The following is a 16,825-nucleotide window of genomic DNA, read 5'->3' as shown; positions in this document are numbered from 1 at the left end:
CTCGAACTGGCGGGGGAGTCGGATGATCGGGCAAACTCTTTCGTTGCTTGGACTGTCAATCCCTCGGCTTAGTCAGGGCCTATTTTGTCCGCGCTACGGACGTGGCAATAATTGTGAAGCGGACGGCGCTTTCAGAAGCTCCAGTGAACGGTGCGAACCACAGACTTGAGGGCGCGTCGCTTCCGCGCTCGGAGTGAGGGCACGGCACAGCGCCGATGATAGGCCGAACCTGAACCGCTCCGGGTTTGCCGGAGGCCATTTCGTTTAAGTTATGCGGCCATAGCTGGCGCGTCCAGCATGGCGTAATACTGCTCCTCAGCTTCGGCTGGCGGAATATTCCCGATGGGTTCGAGAAGACGGCGGTTGTTGAACCAGTCGACCCATTCGAGCGTGGCGAACTCCACGGCTTCGAAGTTTCGCCATGGTCCTCGCCGATGGATAACCTCGGCCTTGTAAAGACCGTTGATCGTTTCGGCGAGAGCGTTGTCGTAACTGTCGCCAACGCTTCCGACAGACGGCTCGATGCCCGCCTCCGCCAGCCGTTCGGAATAGCGAATGGACACATATTGCGAGCCGCGGTCGGAGTGGTGAACCAGCCCGCCACGATGAACGGGCCGCCGATCATGCAGTGCCTGGTCGAGGGCATCGAGCACAAAGCCCGCATGAGCAGTCCGGCTTGCCCGCCAACCGACGATACGGCGAGCGAAGGCATCGATCACGAACGCGACGTAAACGAAGCCCTGCCAAGTAGCCACATAGGTGAAATCGGAAAGCCAGAGCATGTTCGGCGCGGGCGCGAAGAAGTGCCGGTTCACCCGGTCGAGCGGACATGGGGCGGTCTTGTCCGACACGGTGGTTTTGACGGGTTTGCCACGAATGATGCCCTGCAGCCCCATTACTCTCATAAGCCAAGCGACAGTGCAGCGGGCGATGTCGAAGCCCTCCCGCTGCAACTGCCGCCAGACCTTGCGCACGCCATAAACATGGAAATTCTCATTGAACACCCGGCGTATCTCAATCTTCAGGCTGATATCGCTGCGGGCGCGGATCGACAGGCGATCCACGTCCAGGCGCTTGGCGACGTTCGCGTAATAAGTTGATGGGGCAATCGGCAATAGCCTGCAGATCGGCTCGACCCCGAACACGCCACGGTGTTCGTCAATGAACGAGATCATCGTTTGAAGGGGCGGTCGAGCTCCGCCATCGCGAAATATGCGGATGCCTTGCGCAGAATCTCGTTGGCCTGGCGAAGCTCGCGGTTCTCACGCTCCAGCGCCTTCATCTTCTCGGCCACATCACTCGACAGGCCTGCTCGTTTGCCGCTATCGACCTCGGTCTTCTTGACCCACTCATGCAGCGTGGCTGGCGAGCAGCGATCTTGGCCGCGATTGATGAAACGGCAGCCCACCGCGACGAATGCTCTGCTTCATGATCCAGCACCATACGGATGGCACGGTCACGGACTTCAGGTGAAAACTTGTTTGTTGTCTTGCTCATATCGGCTCCACTCTCTCAGAAGTTGGAGCCTCCGGCAAACCCGGTGCGGTTCACTACCGCGAACCGTCCTACTATTCTGTATAGAGCCCTATCGAGTTTCCTTGACGCGGCGACGAAAGCCGAGTTGCAAATCTCTTGCATTGTCGTAGCGGACGACAGTATCGATCCGAGCGGTAACACCGAGGTCGTCCAGTCACTAAGCACATCACATCCGCAGATCAGGATCAAACACCTTGTTGTCGACAGGCCTTTTGTTGGCAGCCGTGGTCCTGGCCGAACAAGGACTGAAGGACTGCAGTTTCTCTCTGAGACGTCAATCGACCACGACGCAACCTTTATGTTCGATGACGACATCTCCTTCACGCCATGCCTCTATCAAGGAATTACGCTGACGCCAGAAGGGTCAAGCGTTCTGCAGGAAGCAATGTTGATAAAACGACATGATAAAACCGTGCTCGGTTGCGGCTACGTGGGCCGGCAGGATCTTTCCTTACTTGCGCACATACTATTGCTGTCAAAGAGGCCAGCGGGACCATTGCTCGCAAGCTTGGAGCGCAATCAAGTTCCTCATGTTGCACCAGGCGGAATATCGGGTGCATTCCTTTATGCCCCTACAAACGCGGCGAGCCTACCTCCTTTTCTTCCTTGGTATAATGAAGATTATTTTTGGCTTCAGCGAATGAAATCTATGGGATGGTCGCTGAGATCGTCACGCCATTTTCTGGCACATGCTCCTGAAGACGGGTTGCACATATCGTTCGAGAAGCTTTGGTTCGAGCAATATGGAGAAGCGCTTTGGCATGCCACCGCAGGCCTGACTTTGACCGACAGTCTTTCGACGACGAGTACGAGTTGCGCTCAAGCGCTGAGAGAACGGATCAGCGAGATCGAGACGGTGCGCGTTGGGCTTCAAATGGCAACAGATGCAAAAGTCGCGCGGACTTATTCGCCCATCCTTCAGCTTCTTGAGGAAAAATTTGTATGCCTCCTAAAGGATTTTATAGTTAAAAGGCAAGTTTCGTACATCCAGGACGCACTTACTCTTCTGAGTTATCTCAACAGTGAACCCGTCATGCGAAATCAGGTGGACGAGCGTACTGATTTGCGCTGAGAGTACAGCGGCACATTGGCCACGATGTGCGGTTCGACGCGGATTTGCATTAAATCGTTCATTAAGCGCCAGAAGAATGACGCAGCCGATGCATCGGCAATTGCGGTTGCGGTGATGCGCCCGGACCACCCGAGTCGTACTAGGAGAAGCCTGTTTAGCGACGTACTGTGGACGACAGTCGTGCTCAGACGACGCTGCTTTAGGCAAACGCGGCGAAGTCCTGTCTGCCCTACACAAGGGCGCAAAGCTGCCGGGCGGTTCATGGCCGCCTCACCGCAAACTTACGGTCCGAAAGCGGAAATTATTGCCGCGCGCCCTCCTGTTGACTGATGCCCAAAGCTAGGGCACAAAGGTGGCATCCACGGTCGCTCGCGATGGGAAAACATAGGGACTTTCAAGGTTTTTCCACTAAGCCTTTGAAATTATGTGAGAATCCAGGTTCCCCAGCCAAAAAAAAATCTTTTTAATTCCCTAGCGTACCGCGATCTCGTCAATGTCGGGAGTTAACTCGCATTGCCTGCCCAGAAGGGCGGCTTAACGGTGTCCAGTTATTTTCAGTTTGAAGCTGGTTCCGTTCTATTCAGAAGACGCGGACCTCCCAAACAATCTTGACAGGCGATCAAGCGTTTCCATGAGACTGATCGCCATTGTTTCCCTTTTAAGCCATCGCGCGAGATGATCCCTGCATGGCGGGGTCGCCACCAGCAAACGAGCCTTTCAACTGTTCGTGTCCCGCTGATCTGCGGGCTTGAAACCCAGCACGCGGCGGACAAATCTGCATAGGCGATGCAGTCGGCCGGGAGCCCATTGCATCGGAGGATGGAAAGCGTCGAAAACGGAAGGCGATTTTCCAGGAAAAGTGCCATTGCGGTTTTCCGTCCGGAAATGCGTAAAAACAAGAGCTTAGAGCATAGCCGGTGAACCCGTGTATGCTCTGAAAAGAATTTAACACAAAGAGTTAGGGCACCCCATGACCGGACGACTCGCATATTTTACGTCTCTTGCAGGCGCAGTTCTGAGCATTGGCCTTGTTTCCTGCGTTCAACCTGCCGAGGCAGCGGAAGCGATGCGGCTGCGGGGCACTGTAGAGACATTCGAGGGCACGCAACTCACCGTCAAGACGCGGGAAGGCGAGACTGCCAAGGTCAAGCTTTCGGAGGGCTGGAAGATTTCCAGCGTCGCCAAAGCCTCGGCCGACTCGATCAAGCCCGGCGATTTTGTCGGCATCGCCTCGGCCCAGAGCGCCAATGGTGGAAACAATGCGCTGGAAGTGGTGATCTTTCCCGCAGCCATGAAAGGCACCGGCGAAGGCAGCCGGCCTTGGGATCTGCAGCCCGGCAGCACCATGACCAATGCCACGGTTGCCAATGCGGTCAAATCGGTCAGCACGACCGGCGACGGGCCAACGCTGACGCTGTCCTATAAAGGCGGCGAAAAAACCATAGCCATCCCCAAGGGCACTCCTGTGGTGACCTTCGCTCCGGCCACCCAAGCGGATCTGAAAGCGGGGGCTCCCGTCTTCGTCGTGGCCGAAATGGCCGATGATGGAAGCATGACATCCAGCCGTGTCGTTGTCGGCACCAATGGCGTTGCACCACCCATGTGATGGGCTCAAGCCGCAGGCAAAGCTGTAGTGATCCTCAACGACAGCGCCGTGCGCCATATAGGGCGCACAAAGGTTCGCTGAAGCACTTTCCATCTGCTGCATAATTTTATCCTTAAATCGATTAGGATTTAAGGATTTATGCGTTAAACGCGACATGCGTTAACCCAGCCCCGGAACCGCGCCGGTCATCGTTCCAGCGAATGCGCCGGGGAGGTAGCAACATCGTCGAGGTCAGCGGGGCGTTTTCAGTCCAGTTTCTTGCGGATCAGCAGCACGATCCCGCAGCCGGTCCCGCAAATGGCGGCAAAAATCAGCAGGTTGAGAAACAGGGCCAGTGGCACGTTGGGATATTTGTTCTTTTCCGGCATGGTCGGGTCGGTGAAATTATCGACATAGACCAGTTGCAGCGAACTGACGAGCTTGACCTTTTCCAGGTCCCCAATCGCCGATTGAAGCTTGCTTTCCGCCATTTTCAGGTCCAGCTTCAACTGGTCGAAAACACCGGAATAATCCGCGAGATTGCCGGTCTTGCCATTGGCCCCGGCGGTTTGTGCGCGAAGCGATTTGGCCTGTTCCTGCAGCCCTGCCAGACGCCGGTCAATATCGCCCAATTGCGGCGAATCAGGCCCGACACTGCGGGCAAGCGCGGCGCGGCGGCTTTGCAGTTCGGCAATGCTGCCTTCAACCTTCGTCAAGACGCCGATAATGCTCTGGGCGGACATATTGACATCGAAGACGCCCGTCTGGTTCTGGGTATCCCGCAGCTTGGCCCGCAGATCAGCCACTTCCTTGGTGGCGTTATCGACGTCCCTCTGGGTCGAGGCCAGGAGATCGTTCCACATACCGGAGTTCAGATTGTTGACCTGCTGCTCGCAGAGCTTGAGCACAAGTGCGAGAATGTCCCGCGCCTCGGAGGGTGAAAACGCTGTCACCTCCAGCTCGACGATGCCACTCTTCGGGTTGACGGAAGCGGAATGATGCTTCTTCCAGTATTTCAGCAGGTCGTCCTGGGTCGAGTCCTCCCGCAACCGGGACAGATGATCGATGCCGGACCGTCCGAAAATCTCCTTGAGGTCAACATGCTTTTGCAGATCCTGGATGATCGCCGGGCTGTCCAGGTAATTCAGCAGGATGGCCGTGTCCTGCACCAGCTTCGCCTTCGGTTCCACGCTATCGCTGGAATAGCGGTCACGCGACAGGAAGGGCACCGAGGAGCGCACGATGAACCGCACTTCCGATTCGTAACCGGGGCTGGCGATCATCGTGTAATAGAGGACGCTTGCCAGCATGGGCAGCACGAAAGTCAGGCCGATAATGCTACCCAGCAGCCAGGCAAAAACGCGGTCACGGGCTTTCGGCGCCAGCCCCGCAAGACGATAGAGGTTTCGGCGGCTGCGGTTTTCGAAGGTCAGCGCACGCGCATAGGAACTCAGCGCCGCAGCCATTTTCTGGCTGCGCGCCAGCACACCACCCGCCTCGGGAGGAGGTTCCGTGTGCAGCAGCTGCTTTTCTTCCGTTACCGTTTCTTCTGACAAGAGCTTTCCACCGGGTGTTTAGCGGTTAAGGCGCATATAAGTGGCAATGCCTTCCTCGACATTGTCGAATTGCACCATGTGTCCATCGATCAGCACCATCACCATGTCGCAATAGTCCTTGATGGTATCCATGTCATGAGAAATCATGATGACGTCCGATTTCTCGCGCCGCGCCCTGAAGGCCTCGCGACAGCGGCGCTGGAAGTTCGAATCCCCTACTGCGGTGATTTCATCCACCAGATAGCACTCGAATTCAATGGCCATGGACAGGCCAAAGGCAAAACGCGCCATCATCCCGGAAGAGTAGGTGCGAAGCGGCTCATTGAGATAGCTGCCGATTTCTGCAAATTCCGCCACGAAGCGCAGCACGCGGTGGAAATCCTCGCCATAGGCGCGGGCCACGAATTTCAGGTTTTCCTTGCCGCTCAGCATCGTGTTCAGACCATTGGCAAAACCCAACGGCCAGGACACGCGCACATTGCGGTGGATCTTGCCTTTGTTCGGCATTTCGGCCCCGGAAATCAGACGCATGGTCGTCGATTTTCCAGCGCCGTTCACCCCAAGCAGGCCGTAGGACCGGCCTGACGCGAAATGTACCGACTGATTGCGCAGAATATAGCGGCGGTGGGCCGCGGTTTTGTAATATTTGGTGACGTTTTCCAGCGTGATCATGATCAGACCCGATGATCCTCGATGGACATCCAGACCAGGGTTGCCGTCATCCACAGCGTGAAGAGACCAGCCGTCAGCACCAGCCACTCGGAAAAGCGCTCCGGATATTTTGCCTTTTCCGGCAGATGCGAAGCCGAAAACACCGAAATGAAGGTTGTCCGCTTCAAGGCCGTCGATTGCGCCGTATCGAGATTGCGCGCAGTCGCTTCATACAGCGCTTGCGTGACGATGCGGCGGGTTTCCAGCCGGGAAAATTCGATCATGCTGCTGGAAAGCTGCTCGCCCGTATCGTCCTTCTTCCCCGCAAGGCTGTTCTGCTGCTGATCGATCTGGTCGTCCAGAGCCTGGATGGAGCGACGCAATTCCCGCCCGCGTGCCGTATCGTCAGCCTTGGCCGCCTTCAGGGAATTGAGATCGACCGTCAGCTTGAGCTTTTCCTCGGTCAGCTTTGCAATAATGGCCGAGACCATCTTGGCCGAGGAGGTCGGATCGAGAATGCCGGTCCGGTTCTGATAGTCCCGAAGATCACCCAGCGCCTTCTGGTAGTTTTCCAGGCTCGCCTGCATTTCGCTTTGCGCGCGCGCCACCAGATCCGTCTTTGCTTTCTCCGAGATCTTGTCGATCATCTGATTGGCGGCATCAAGCGCCGCCTTGGAAATGCGCATGGAATCTTCCGGCGAAAAGGCGCGCACGGTGAAGATGATGATACCGGAGGGGCCATCGACATAGGTATCGACGTGCTCGTTCCAATATTTCGTCAATTCCTCGAAACTGGCCTCGCGTCCGTCGGAGAGGCGCGACAGAAAATCGATATCGTCCTTGATGAAGAAGCTCTTCAGATCCATCTCGCGGTCGAGTTTGTCGACAATCTGCGGCGATCTGAGATAATTGGCGACGATGTAGGAATCCTGCGTCAGCGAATCACCGCCGACGATGGAGCGGCCGGAGCGCACTTCGGACGTATCGAAACGCTCACTGACCCCAATGGTACGGACCACCATACGGGTTTCCGTGACATATTGACCGCTGGCGATGAGGAAATAATAGAGCGCGGCCAGCAGGCTCGGAATAAGAACACAGACGATCAGAGAGTTCCGCTTGGTAAAAAATCTCCCGAAACGCTCCGAAAACCGCTGGCCTTCCATGCCAATCGACGGTTTGCGACGGGCGCCATCAGTCACCGCCCTCAGCTTCTTTACGGGATACCCAACTTCCACCGTCATGAACTCATCCTGCCGCGCCTTCATCCTGGATTTTACCGTATCGGCTCAAGCTTGGAAACCATACCATCTCATTGATCCTCAAGCCCCTGCTCCTACCAGGCACAAGGCAAACAACCCTATCAATTGCCGATGTGGCGATAAGGAGGCAGACAAGCATCCTTTCATCTCTGGATATCAGGCCGCTCACACAGTCGGCAGGACCGATCAAGGCCCCACAAAATTTAAATCAGAATTCGGAAACAAAAATGGAGAATGGTCAGGAAAATTTAATTACGAATTCTCCTCAGAAATCCGTAGGCAGAAAATTTTAGACTCCATCCGGTCAGACCTTATTTTTTAGCAAAGAGCATTAAGGTAAACTTTCAGCAATACCGGAGAGGCATTTACGGACAGAAATTTGCAAATTTTCTTCGCCTTTACCGTTCATGATGTCGGAAATGAGTTCAGCAAATAAATCGCTTCTTCTCCAGACTATGGCGTGATTCGAACTCTCCGCAATATTTATATTTAAGTTAGGAATCCCTAGTAATCTCGAAGCATGCAACCAATCACCCCAGAAATGCGAAGTATACGGATTGTTTAGCTCGCTCGCGCTTACAAATATCTCTATGATTTTATTTTCAGTCCGATGTCGAAGAAAATCTGCGACATCGACAAGATAATCCGGAGTATACTGAACATTTAAAGTGGAAGAAAATCGTATGTTTTCCTTCAAAGACTTATCAGCAAAGGTTTGCGGAGAGCATGAAACAGCAACGGAAAACTTAAGCATTCCGCTGACAATTAACGCCGCATACCCTCCAGATGACTGCCCAAATATAATTGGACGCGATTTTGGCAAAAACTCCAAGAGCCCCATGCCAATATCAAAGACAGATGGCAAAAGACTGGAACCACCATACCAAAACGATTCCGCATCTTGAAAATATATTATTCTACATTTCGCATGTCGCGCGACACTCAACATGCTAAATCTTTCTAAATTACCTCCAAATATAATAAGTACATCTTTCTCGTTACCAGATGCCGGGAACTCTACGCAGCCGATTTTTTCCGATAAGGGGTTTAAGTCGTTAGCAATAATGTCTCGCAAAGAGCCTAAATCATAATTTCGAATCGGATTATGCATGTGAATAGCGTTATATGGTCCTACGCTGGATTTCCCGATTGAAAACATTTGCAACACTCTTGCCAACGATCATGCTGGAGATTTTCAGCCGTTGCTACGCGCATAACGCGCAAGCATTTGAAAATCCTACAACTTTTGATCTCTCTAAAGCATTTCAGTGTCTATGGGAGCACCAAAAAGCTTTAACTTCTTGTTTTTGCGCACTTTAAGATAGAACGCCGCTCTGGGGTCTTCAAGAAATACTTGAATTAGCCCTCCTGGTTGGAAAAAGCCTTGTGTTCCGCCTTCTGAATAAAGTGATACAAGATCAAATCAGCCTCCAGAATATGCTCGACCGTGCTTATACTTCTCAGGATATCGGCCAGCTGATGCACAGGCTCCAATTGGGGTTTTATTTTGATCGTGCCAACGGGAATGTTTAAAAGCTCCGCAATATTATCGGCATACCCTGACTCATATCGTCCCGCGTCAAAAAGCGTAAATTGTGAAAGCCTGTCCAACGCCCTCGAAACATCATCCAGCCTCGCAACATCGGAAGGTGATGACGCAATGAGTTGATGAGTGAACGGCGATGACAGCAGGCTCAGCGTATCCTTGGGAGCGGAGCGTATTTTCTTTCTGATGGAGCCTTCATCTTGTATATCGACATCAGAAAACCATTCTATAACGGGAAGAAACAAGGTCTTGTCTCTTTCGGTCACAAACCGGAAACGGTGCTTTTTAAAGCGACTGAATATAATTAGCCTTGTTGCAAGCTCATAAAATGGATCCCTCAGCGAAATTAATGTAGTATCTATATTGTAATCTATATAAAGCAAGTAATTTTTCAGCAAAACCCTGCCAGAAACGTATACTGATGGCTGATGAATTATCTCCAGCATCTGCCTTACTGTTTCGAAGCCATAATTTTCCACCCTATGCTCAAAAAACTGAAAATAAGGCTTTAGACTTAGATCTATTTCCATTTGGGGTACATAGGACGTCTCCAGCCGAAATACCTTCTTTGGAATATATTTTCCGAACTTGTCCCGTCGATAAAACACAAGTCCGCTATCAGGATCGATTATCTCGAGATCATCGGCCAAATCTATACCCGGAACATTGTCCTTCGACAAAACGAAAGCGACGTTTCCCGTTTCATGGGCTCCTTGCGCTTTGGCACCTTCTAGATATATCCAGCAGTTTATTTCAGTTATTTTATCTTCGCCATTCACGCGAACATGGATTTTAGGCTGCTTGGAGAACCCGTCCGGCACAAAATAACCATGTACTTCATGACCGTTGTCCAGATAAACGCAGAAATTCATCGTGCTTACCTTTTCAGAAAGAAAGATGGCAATCTGCACTGCCCATTGAAATTTCATCTATGACTTAAAAAGCCGGTTATCAAGGGAAAGTCTGTCTGCCAGCCCCTGTGGAAGCTTGCTGTGGTTGGCGCCGAGGCAATGGCCGCTGACAAGGGCAATGCGCTGAGCCGCCCTTGACAGGCGATCGGTGAAGGTGACCGGACCATAGGCCGGGTCCAGCCTCTGGCGAAAGGCCTGCCAGGTAAACTTGCCCATGGCGGCGATGGCCTGACGCGGATTGGGCGATAGGCGATAGCCAAAATATTTGGTGAAATTGCGCGATTCGTCGAAGGCGCGGCGCAATTGCTCGGTGAAACTGTAATCATGCGAATGATAGACGACGGCGTCCGGCGCATAGGCCTTATGATATCCGGCCTCGATCACGGCGCGCGCCCAGAGCTGGTCTTCGGCGAATTCCACATCCGGGTACGGGATTTTCTCCCAGACGGCTTTGCGAAGCAGAGAGTTATTGTCGGAATAGAAATGCAGGAACTGCCGCCAGCCCTCGTCGCGCTGATATTTCTCCGCATCGAGCGCCTTGTGCACCACCAGCGGATGCTGGAGGAACCCGCGAAAATGCTGGTCCAGATCCTGCCGTGTAAAAGGCGAGGCAGAGGGATAGGCAATGTGGCGGCCAAAGACACCGGCGATGCGTTCATCCCGTTCGGCGGCTTCCACCAACTTCGCCAGCCAGTGCTCATCCACCGGTTCGGCATCATGGGTCAGGAAGGCCACGAATTCGGCATCGGCTGCCGCCACACCCTGATTGCGCGTCCTGCCATGGCCAAAACTTTCAGGCGCGATCTCGATCAGGCGGATGCGGCTTTCGGCGCGCAGGAACTCCTTCGTGCCATCCCGCGAGCCGGAATCGATGACGATCACCTCGAAGGGCCAGGCCGTCCGCTGGGCCAGAACCTTGTCCAGCACCTGCGGCAAGACCTGCATGGCGTTCTTGGCCGGAATGACAACGGCTGCCTTGTAACGCGCCATCAGGCGGCTCCCCTTGCAAGCGTGGCATCGATCCGCTCGATCAGTGCTGCTTCCACCAGACGGGCGGATTTTTCCCAGGAGAACTGCTGGACATAGTCGAGCGCATGTTGCTGCAGCGCCTGCCGCTTTTCAGGATGTCGCAAAAGATCCTCCAGCGTGTCGGCAATTCCGTCCGGTGTCGGCTTTGCAAAGGCCATCGTGTCGGCGGGGAAGATCGTGCGCACCGTATCGAGGTCAAGGTCGATGACGGGCAGGCCGCAAGCCATCATTTCCTTGTTGACCAGCGAATGATTGGTGGCGGAGAACACCACGCCGAGGGTTGCCTGCCGATAGAGATCGGCCAGTTGCTCCCCCTTCAGAATACCGAGATTGCGGTAGGGAAAATCGACCGAGGGCTTGCCGATGTCCCAGCCGAAGAAGTCCACCTCGAAATCCAGACCGCGTTTCTTCAGAATTTCCAACGCCATGAAAGCCAGCTCCACGGCGCGGCGCGGCGTGACGTAACGGGCATAGACGGCGATACGGTTGCGGCTGCGGGCAATCTCCTGCCCGTTTGTCCGGTATACCGCCGCATCATAGGCCAGCGGCCAGGCCATGGACCAGCGGCCATACTGCTCGGACATGCGCCGGTGCAGCCACTCCCCCGCACACAGGCAATCGAAATCAAAATGATAGGTCGCCTCGGTCAGAAGCGCTTCCGTGCCGGAGGGATAGAAGGCAGGCTCATAATCCTGCACGAAATAGAACTTGCGGATAAAACCGCGCATGGCATCGACGGGATAGCAGGTGAAGCGGTCGGTCGCGATCAGCGCATCACCCTCGGCATCTGGCGTTGCCCCCGTAAACAGGGCAACGGGGCCGGAAAAGGGCTGAAAATGCTGATTGATGGTCGCCCGCGCCTCTTCGCCGCTTTTGTGCACCGATGGGTTCTGGATCAGGAATCGCACATCATGGCCAAAGCGCTCCAGATAGCTGGCAATGCGGAAGATCGTCATATGACCGCCAGCGCCTGGCTTGAAGTCAGGGATGACCCAGGTGATGCGCAGCCGCTTGCGGTCAAGGGTGGAAACCGGCGGCTCCCCACCAACGGGCTGATAGGCCACGAATTTCTTGAGGTAACTGCTCTGCCGCTGCAAGGGTGAGCCGCCACGACCACCTCTGATCAACCGGTACAGGTAAAGCGGAATGGACGACAGATGCAAAGGCTTAGTTCCTCGAATTGGCCAGTTCGCAAGGGCCATCGCTGGCCACCACGCGCCCTGTTCATCAGGAAACGGGCCGATGCTCAAGTTTTTTCTCTTCACAATCGGCTTCAAGGGTGCGGCTATCCCAAGCGCCACGGACAGGATGGCTGCGGGCTGCCACCCATTTTGGCGCTCTTGAGCACGGTGCCGTGGATACGCTTGCAGGGCCTACCGCGCCTTGGCTTCTCTTCTATCCCGGCATCGGCCCGATCATTCGGCAGCCATGATCTTGAAGGGGGCAGGCTCTGGCGCGGCCTTGCCCTTGTTGATCAAATAGATCAGACAGCTTGTGCGCAGGAGCGAACTGAAATTGGAGATGGAGCCGTTGATCTCCAGGGCCTCGTCATAAAGCGTCGAGAGAAAGCGGGCGGTGGAATAGCCCTGCCTTTCGGCAATCTCATCGATCAGCAGCCAGAAGGCCGCCTCAAGCTGAATGCTGGTGGAATGACCGCCGATCCGGACAGAACGGTTGATCGGCCGATAGCGCTCCGGATCCTGGCCGGCATAGATTTCACACATGGCTTCCTCCTCGTTTTTATTATTTTGCTACTCTGTCCGCCAGCTCGGCCATCGTCAAATCACTTCGACGCCTGCGATGCGGAACGATACCAAAGGTCATCCGCAGGAGGGAACATTTTTCCCATGCGGTAATCGGCTGCTACCCGCAAAACCCGGGGCTCGGTTACTCTCCCTAAAAATTGAGGGAGGTCCGATTTGGCAAAAGCTATTCATTCCATGATCCGCGTGCTGGATGAGGCACGCTCCGTTGCATTCTATCAAACGGCGTTCGGCCTTTCCGTGGCGGACCGGCTCGATTTCGAGACCTTTACCCTCATCTACATGAGCAACGACGAAAGTGAGTTCGAAGTCGAATTGACCGTCAACAAGGGGCGGACCGAACCCTACGCGCTGGGCGACGGGTACGGGCATTTCGCGGTGTCCGTTTCCGATCTTGAGGCCGAACATGCCCGTCTCGACGCGGCTGGCCTCAACCCGGGCAAGATCGTCGATTTCAATCGCGATGGCGGCCTCATCGCCCGCTTCTTCTTCATCACCGATCCGGATGGCTACAAGATCGAGGTTTTGCAGCGCCACGGCCGGTACAAGTAGGGGTTTGCCGCTCGAGGAGGGGCGGCGGACACATAAGCATATCAACGCCATCCAGCCTGGAGGAGGACAAGAATGGCGACGTTGTATGAGGACAAGCGCGGCCTTTCCCGCCGCGATGTTTTGAAGCGCGGCACCGTGGGTGCTGCCCTGATCGTTTCGGGGCAGGCGGTGATCTGTCCCGACGCCGCCTGGGCCGTGGAAGCCCAGGCGCTGAAGCCGGAAACCATGGCGACGCTGATCAAGCTTGCCCGGGATATCTACCCGCATGACCGGCTGGCAGACCGTTTCTACGCCATTGCCGTCAAGGGCCAGGACCAGCTGGCCCAGAAAGATCCCAAGCACAAGACACTGGTCGAGGAAGGCGTCGCCGACCTGAACAAGCGCGCCGGTCCCGGCGGCTATACGGCCATCGGCTGGGAAAAAGACCGTGTCGCCATCCTGCACGATATCGAAAAATCCGCCTTCTTCCAGGCCGTGCGCGGTGATCTGGTGGTGAGCCTTTATAACCAGAAGGAGATCTGGCCGATCTTCGGTTATGAAGGCGAGTCCTATTCCAAGGGCGGCTACATCCATCGTGGTTTCAACGATCTGGAATGGCTGTGAGGATCGGTCCCGACGCCCGCGAGGAGGCGGGTTCGGGGCTGATGCGGCGCGGTGAAGGGGCTATCGGGAGGAATATCATGCCTGCACCTTATGATCTGAAGGACGACAGCGTCGTCGTCATCATCGGCTCGGGAGCCGGTGGCGGCACGCTTGCCAATGAACTGGCCCAGAAGGGTATCGATGTAGTCGTGCTGGAGGCTGGCGCACGGATCGAGCACGAGGATTTCATCAATGACGAGTGGGACAGCTTTGCCCAGCTCGCCTGGCTCGATCACCGCACCACCGGTGGCGGCTGGCGCGTCTCCAAGGACTTTCCCAATCTGCCCGCCTGGATCGTCAAGGCGGTCGGCGGCACCACCACTCACTGGGCAGGCGCCTCGCTGCGCTTCCAGGAGCATGAATTCAAGACCCGCACCCATTATGGCGACGTGAAGGGCGCCAATCTTCTCGACTGGCCGATCACGCTGGCCGATCTGGAGCCCTATTACGCCCGCGCCGAAGACAAGATGGGCGTGACCCGCACGAATGGTATCGAGGGTCTGCCGGGCAACAACAATTTCAAGGTGTTCAAGGCAGGCGCCGACAAGCTGGGCTACAAGGAATGCAATACCGGCCACATGGCCATCAACTCCAAGGAACGCGATGGCCGCATGGGCTGTCAGCAGACCGGCTTCTGCTTCCAGGGCTGCAAATGGGGCGCGAAGTGGTCGACGCTCTATACGGAGATCCCGAAGGGCGAGGAAACCGGCAAGCTGGAACTGCGTCCGCAATCGCACGTGCTGCGCATCGAGCATGACAAGACCGGCAAAGTGACCGGCGTGGTCTATGCCGACAAGGACGGCAAGGTGCAGGAGCAGAAGGCGCGCATCGTCTGCGTGGCCGGCAATTCCATCGAAAGCCCGCGCCTGCTTTTAAACTCGCATTCCTCGATGTTCCCGCAGGGTCTTGCCAACTCCTCCGGCCAGGTGGGCAAGAACTATATGCGCCATACCACGGGCTCGGTTTATGCCGTGTTCGAAAAGCCGGTGCATATGTATCGCGGCACGACCATGGCCGGTGTCATCCGCGACGAAGCGCGGCATGATCCGTCACGCGGCTTCGTTGGCGGCTATGAACTGGAAACCCTGTCGCTCGGCCTGCCCTTCATGGCCGCCTTTCTCGATCCCGGCGGCTGGGGCCGGTCGTTTACCTCGGCGCTCGACGATTATCCCAACATGGCGGGCCTGTGGATTGTCGGCGAGGACATGCCGCAGGAGCAGAATGCCGTGAAACTGCACAAGGAGTTGAAAGACAAATACGGCATGCCGATCCCGGATGTCTGGTTCACCGATCATGCCAATGACGTGGCCATGCGAAACCACGCTTACGCGCAAGGCCAGGCGCTCTACGCCTCCGTTGGCGCCATGCGCTCCTTCCCCACACCGCCCTATCCATCCACGCACAATCTCGGCACCAACCGGATGAGCGAGAAGGCACGCGACGGCGTGGTGAACAAATGGGGGCAGACGCACGACATCAAGAACCTGTTCGTCTCCGATGGCAGCCAGTTCACCACAGGCGGCGCGGAAAACCCGACGCTGACCATCGTTTCTCTCGCCATCCGCCAATCGGAATATATCGCCAAGGAGATGGCGGCGAAGTCGATCTAGTGGTTTGATTGTGACATTTGCACCCCGGTGCAGCACCCTCGAGAGCAAATGTCACAATCATGAAAACCACTAGCAACCTTATGATTCTAGTGGAATTTCCGAATTTGACATTTGATCATCGAGATCCCCGCAAATGGGTATCAAATGTCAAATTCATTCCACTAGAGCCTTGTCCCGAGAAAAGTGTCGTCGCGGTTTTCCGTCCGGAAATGCGTCAACACAAGAGCTTGGAGCACACCCGGATTGCCCGGCCTTGTCGCCCCTGGCCGGGCCCTCCTGCGCGGTCGGGTTCACACAGCCCGCGCCACCTGTGACCGGGCAACCGGTCACCTTTTTTAGAGCATGATCCGACCGGAATGAAACGAGGATCGGCAAGATTATGCTCCCAAAATAAAGAGTTACAGCGCCGATCTGATTCCATCAGATCGAAAAGCGCTTTAATACCCTTCGAAAAGGACAATAAGCGCGATGAAACTGCTATTGGTCCCTCTGATTGCCTTGCCCACTCTGATGGCCCCTAGCCTGGCGCTTGCCGATGGCGATGCGGCGAAGGGCGAAATCGTCTTCAGGAAATGCGCGGCCTGCCACAACATCGATCAACCGGAAAACAAGATCGGCCCGCATCTCACCGGCATTTTGGGCCGCAAGGTGGCCTCTGTCAGCGATTACACCAACTATTCGGAGGCCCTTAAACAGGCGGGTACAGACGGCGCGGTCTGGGACGAAACCAGCATTGCCGCCTGGGTAACCGACCCGAAAAAACTGCACCCCGGCAACCGCATGAGCTTTACCGGCCTGAAAAAGCCCGAGGATGTAGCCGACCTGATCGCCTATCTGAAAAGCAAGCAAGGACAGTGAGCGTCATTCCGATCGAGGCAGGTAGAGAAAACGGGGCTTAAAACTCCATGAGAATAAGGGCCCCGAATGGTGTATTGTGTGTCTGAGGCGCTCTAAATCTTTGTCTCTATGCATTTCCGGATGGAAAACCACAACGACACTTTTCCTGGAAATGCTCTAGGGCGTGTGGACATTCATTTTGAGTTGATGAGTGCGGCACATAGATTGATTATAGCGGCATAGGATGTGTCTGTCTTGTCGGACCTCATGGCT

General features: G+C 55.3%; 14 protein-coding genes, 1 pseudogene and 1 other annotated feature. Of the genes and pseudogenes, 6 read left to right on the top strand and 9 right to left on the bottom strand.

Going from position 1 to position 16,825, the window contains the following annotated elements; all coding sequences use genetic code 11:
• Nucleotides 1-269: 269 nt before the first annotated feature.
• A pseudogene (locus QO005_RS06015) lies at nt 270-1,497 on the bottom strand (IS3 family transposase).
• Nucleotides 1,101-1,217: a sequence feature (AL1L pseudoknot), on the bottom strand. Its footprint overlaps the pseudogene before it by 117 nt.
• Nucleotides 1,498-1,834: 337 nt before the next feature.
• Between QO005_RS06015 and QO005_RS06010 the strand changes: the two are divergent.
• Nucleotides 1,835-2,608: a hypothetical protein gene (locus QO005_RS06010; RefSeq protein ID WP_307157098.1), complete on the top strand. Its 774-nt coding sequence runs from the start codon at nt 1,835-1,837 to the stop codon at nt 2,606-2,608.
• Nucleotides 2,609-3,578: 970 nt separating this feature from the next.
• On the top strand, nt 3,579-4,214 hold the full coding sequence (locus QO005_RS06005; RefSeq protein WP_307157097.1) for a hypothetical protein: 636 nt from the start codon (nt 3,579-3,581) through the stop codon (nt 4,212-4,214).
• A 245-nt stretch (nt 4,215-4,459) separates the two neighbouring features.
• On the opposite strand, the gene QO005_RS06000 is transcribed toward QO005_RS06005, so the two are convergent.
• From QO005_RS06000 to QO005_RS05965, 8 genes are all read right to left on the bottom strand, one after another.
• Entirely contained in the window at nt 4,460-5,749 is a 1,290-nt protein-coding gene (locus QO005_RS06000) for a KpsE/RkpR family capsule polysaccharide export protein (protein WP_307157096.1), read from the bottom strand.
• An 18-nt stretch (nt 5,750-5,767) separates the two neighbouring features.
• On the bottom strand, nt 5,768-6,421 hold the full coding sequence (locus tag QO005_RS05995) for an ABC transporter ATP-binding protein (RefSeq protein WP_307157095.1): 654 nt from the start codon (nt 6,419-6,421) through the stop codon (nt 5,768-5,770).
• 2 nt (nt 6,422-6,423) lie between these two features.
• Nucleotides 6,424-7,644 (bottom strand): KpsE/RkpR family capsule polysaccharide export protein, encoded by a 1,221-nt coding sequence (locus QO005_RS05990; protein ID WP_307157094.1) that lies wholly within the window; start codon nt 7,642-7,644, stop codon nt 6,424-6,426.
• Nucleotides 7,645-7,993: 349 nt separating this feature from the next.
• A complete protein-coding gene (locus QO005_RS05985) occupies nt 7,994-8,821 on the bottom strand; it encodes a hypothetical protein (RefSeq protein WP_307157093.1) in 828 nt (275 codons plus the stop codon).
• 200 nt (nt 8,822-9,021) lie between these two features.
• Nucleotides 9,022-10,137: a hypothetical protein gene (locus tag QO005_RS05980; RefSeq protein ID WP_307157092.1), complete on the bottom strand. Its 1,116-nt coding sequence runs from the start codon at nt 10,135-10,137 to the stop codon at nt 9,022-9,024.
• Complete coding sequence (locus QO005_RS05975) at nt 10,138-11,109, bottom strand: glycosyltransferase family 2 protein (RefSeq protein WP_307157091.1); 972 nt, start codon at nt 11,107-11,109, stop codon at nt 10,138-10,140. It abuts the gene before it with no gap.
• Entirely contained in the window at nt 11,109-12,311 is a 1,203-nt protein-coding gene (locus QO005_RS05970) for a glycosyltransferase family 4 protein (protein ID WP_307157090.1), read from the bottom strand. The genes QO005_RS05975 and QO005_RS05970 overlap by 1 nt, the downstream gene beginning before the upstream one ends.
• Before the next feature lie 252 nt (nt 12,312-12,563).
• On the bottom strand, nt 12,564-12,872 hold the full coding sequence (locus tag QO005_RS05965) for a ribbon-helix-helix domain-containing protein (RefSeq protein ID WP_307157089.1): 309 nt from the start codon (nt 12,870-12,872) through the stop codon (nt 12,564-12,566).
• A 195-nt stretch (nt 12,873-13,067) separates the two neighbouring features.
• On the opposite strand from QO005_RS05965, the gene QO005_RS05960 reads away from it, so the two are divergent.
• The 4 genes from QO005_RS05960 (at nt 13,068) to QO005_RS05945 (ending at nt 16,573) form a co-directional block, all read left to right on the top strand.
• The gene (locus QO005_RS05960; RefSeq protein ID WP_307157088.1) at nt 13,068-13,463 is read left to right on the top strand and encodes a VOC family protein; all 396 of its coding nucleotides are present in this window, start codon (nt 13,068-13,070) and stop codon (nt 13,461-13,463) included.
• Between the two features lie 72 nt (nt 13,464-13,535).
• Nucleotides 13,536-14,066 carry a twin-arginine translocation signal domain-containing protein gene (locus QO005_RS05955; RefSeq protein WP_307157087.1) on the top strand — a complete coding sequence of 177 codons (531 nt, stop codon included), beginning with the start codon at nt 13,536-13,538 and terminating at the stop codon, nt 14,064-14,066.
• 77 nt (nt 14,067-14,143) lie between these two features.
• On the top strand, nt 14,144-15,715 hold the full coding sequence (locus QO005_RS05950) for a GMC family oxidoreductase (protein WP_307157086.1): 1,572 nt from the start codon (nt 14,144-14,146) through the stop codon (nt 15,713-15,715).
• Nucleotides 15,716-16,183: 468 nt separating this feature from the next.
• A complete protein-coding gene (locus QO005_RS05945; RefSeq protein ID WP_307157085.1) occupies nt 16,184-16,573 on the top strand; it encodes a c-type cytochrome in 390 nt (129 codons plus the stop codon).
• The last annotated feature ends 252 nt before the right edge of the window (nt 16,574-16,825 follow it).

This window comes from Allorhizobium paknamense (assembly GCF_030815125.1).
GTDB lineage: Bacteria > Pseudomonadota > Alphaproteobacteria > Rhizobiales > Rhizobiaceae > Allorhizobium > Allorhizobium paknamense.
This window is presented reverse-complemented; position numbering and strand designations above follow the sequence as displayed.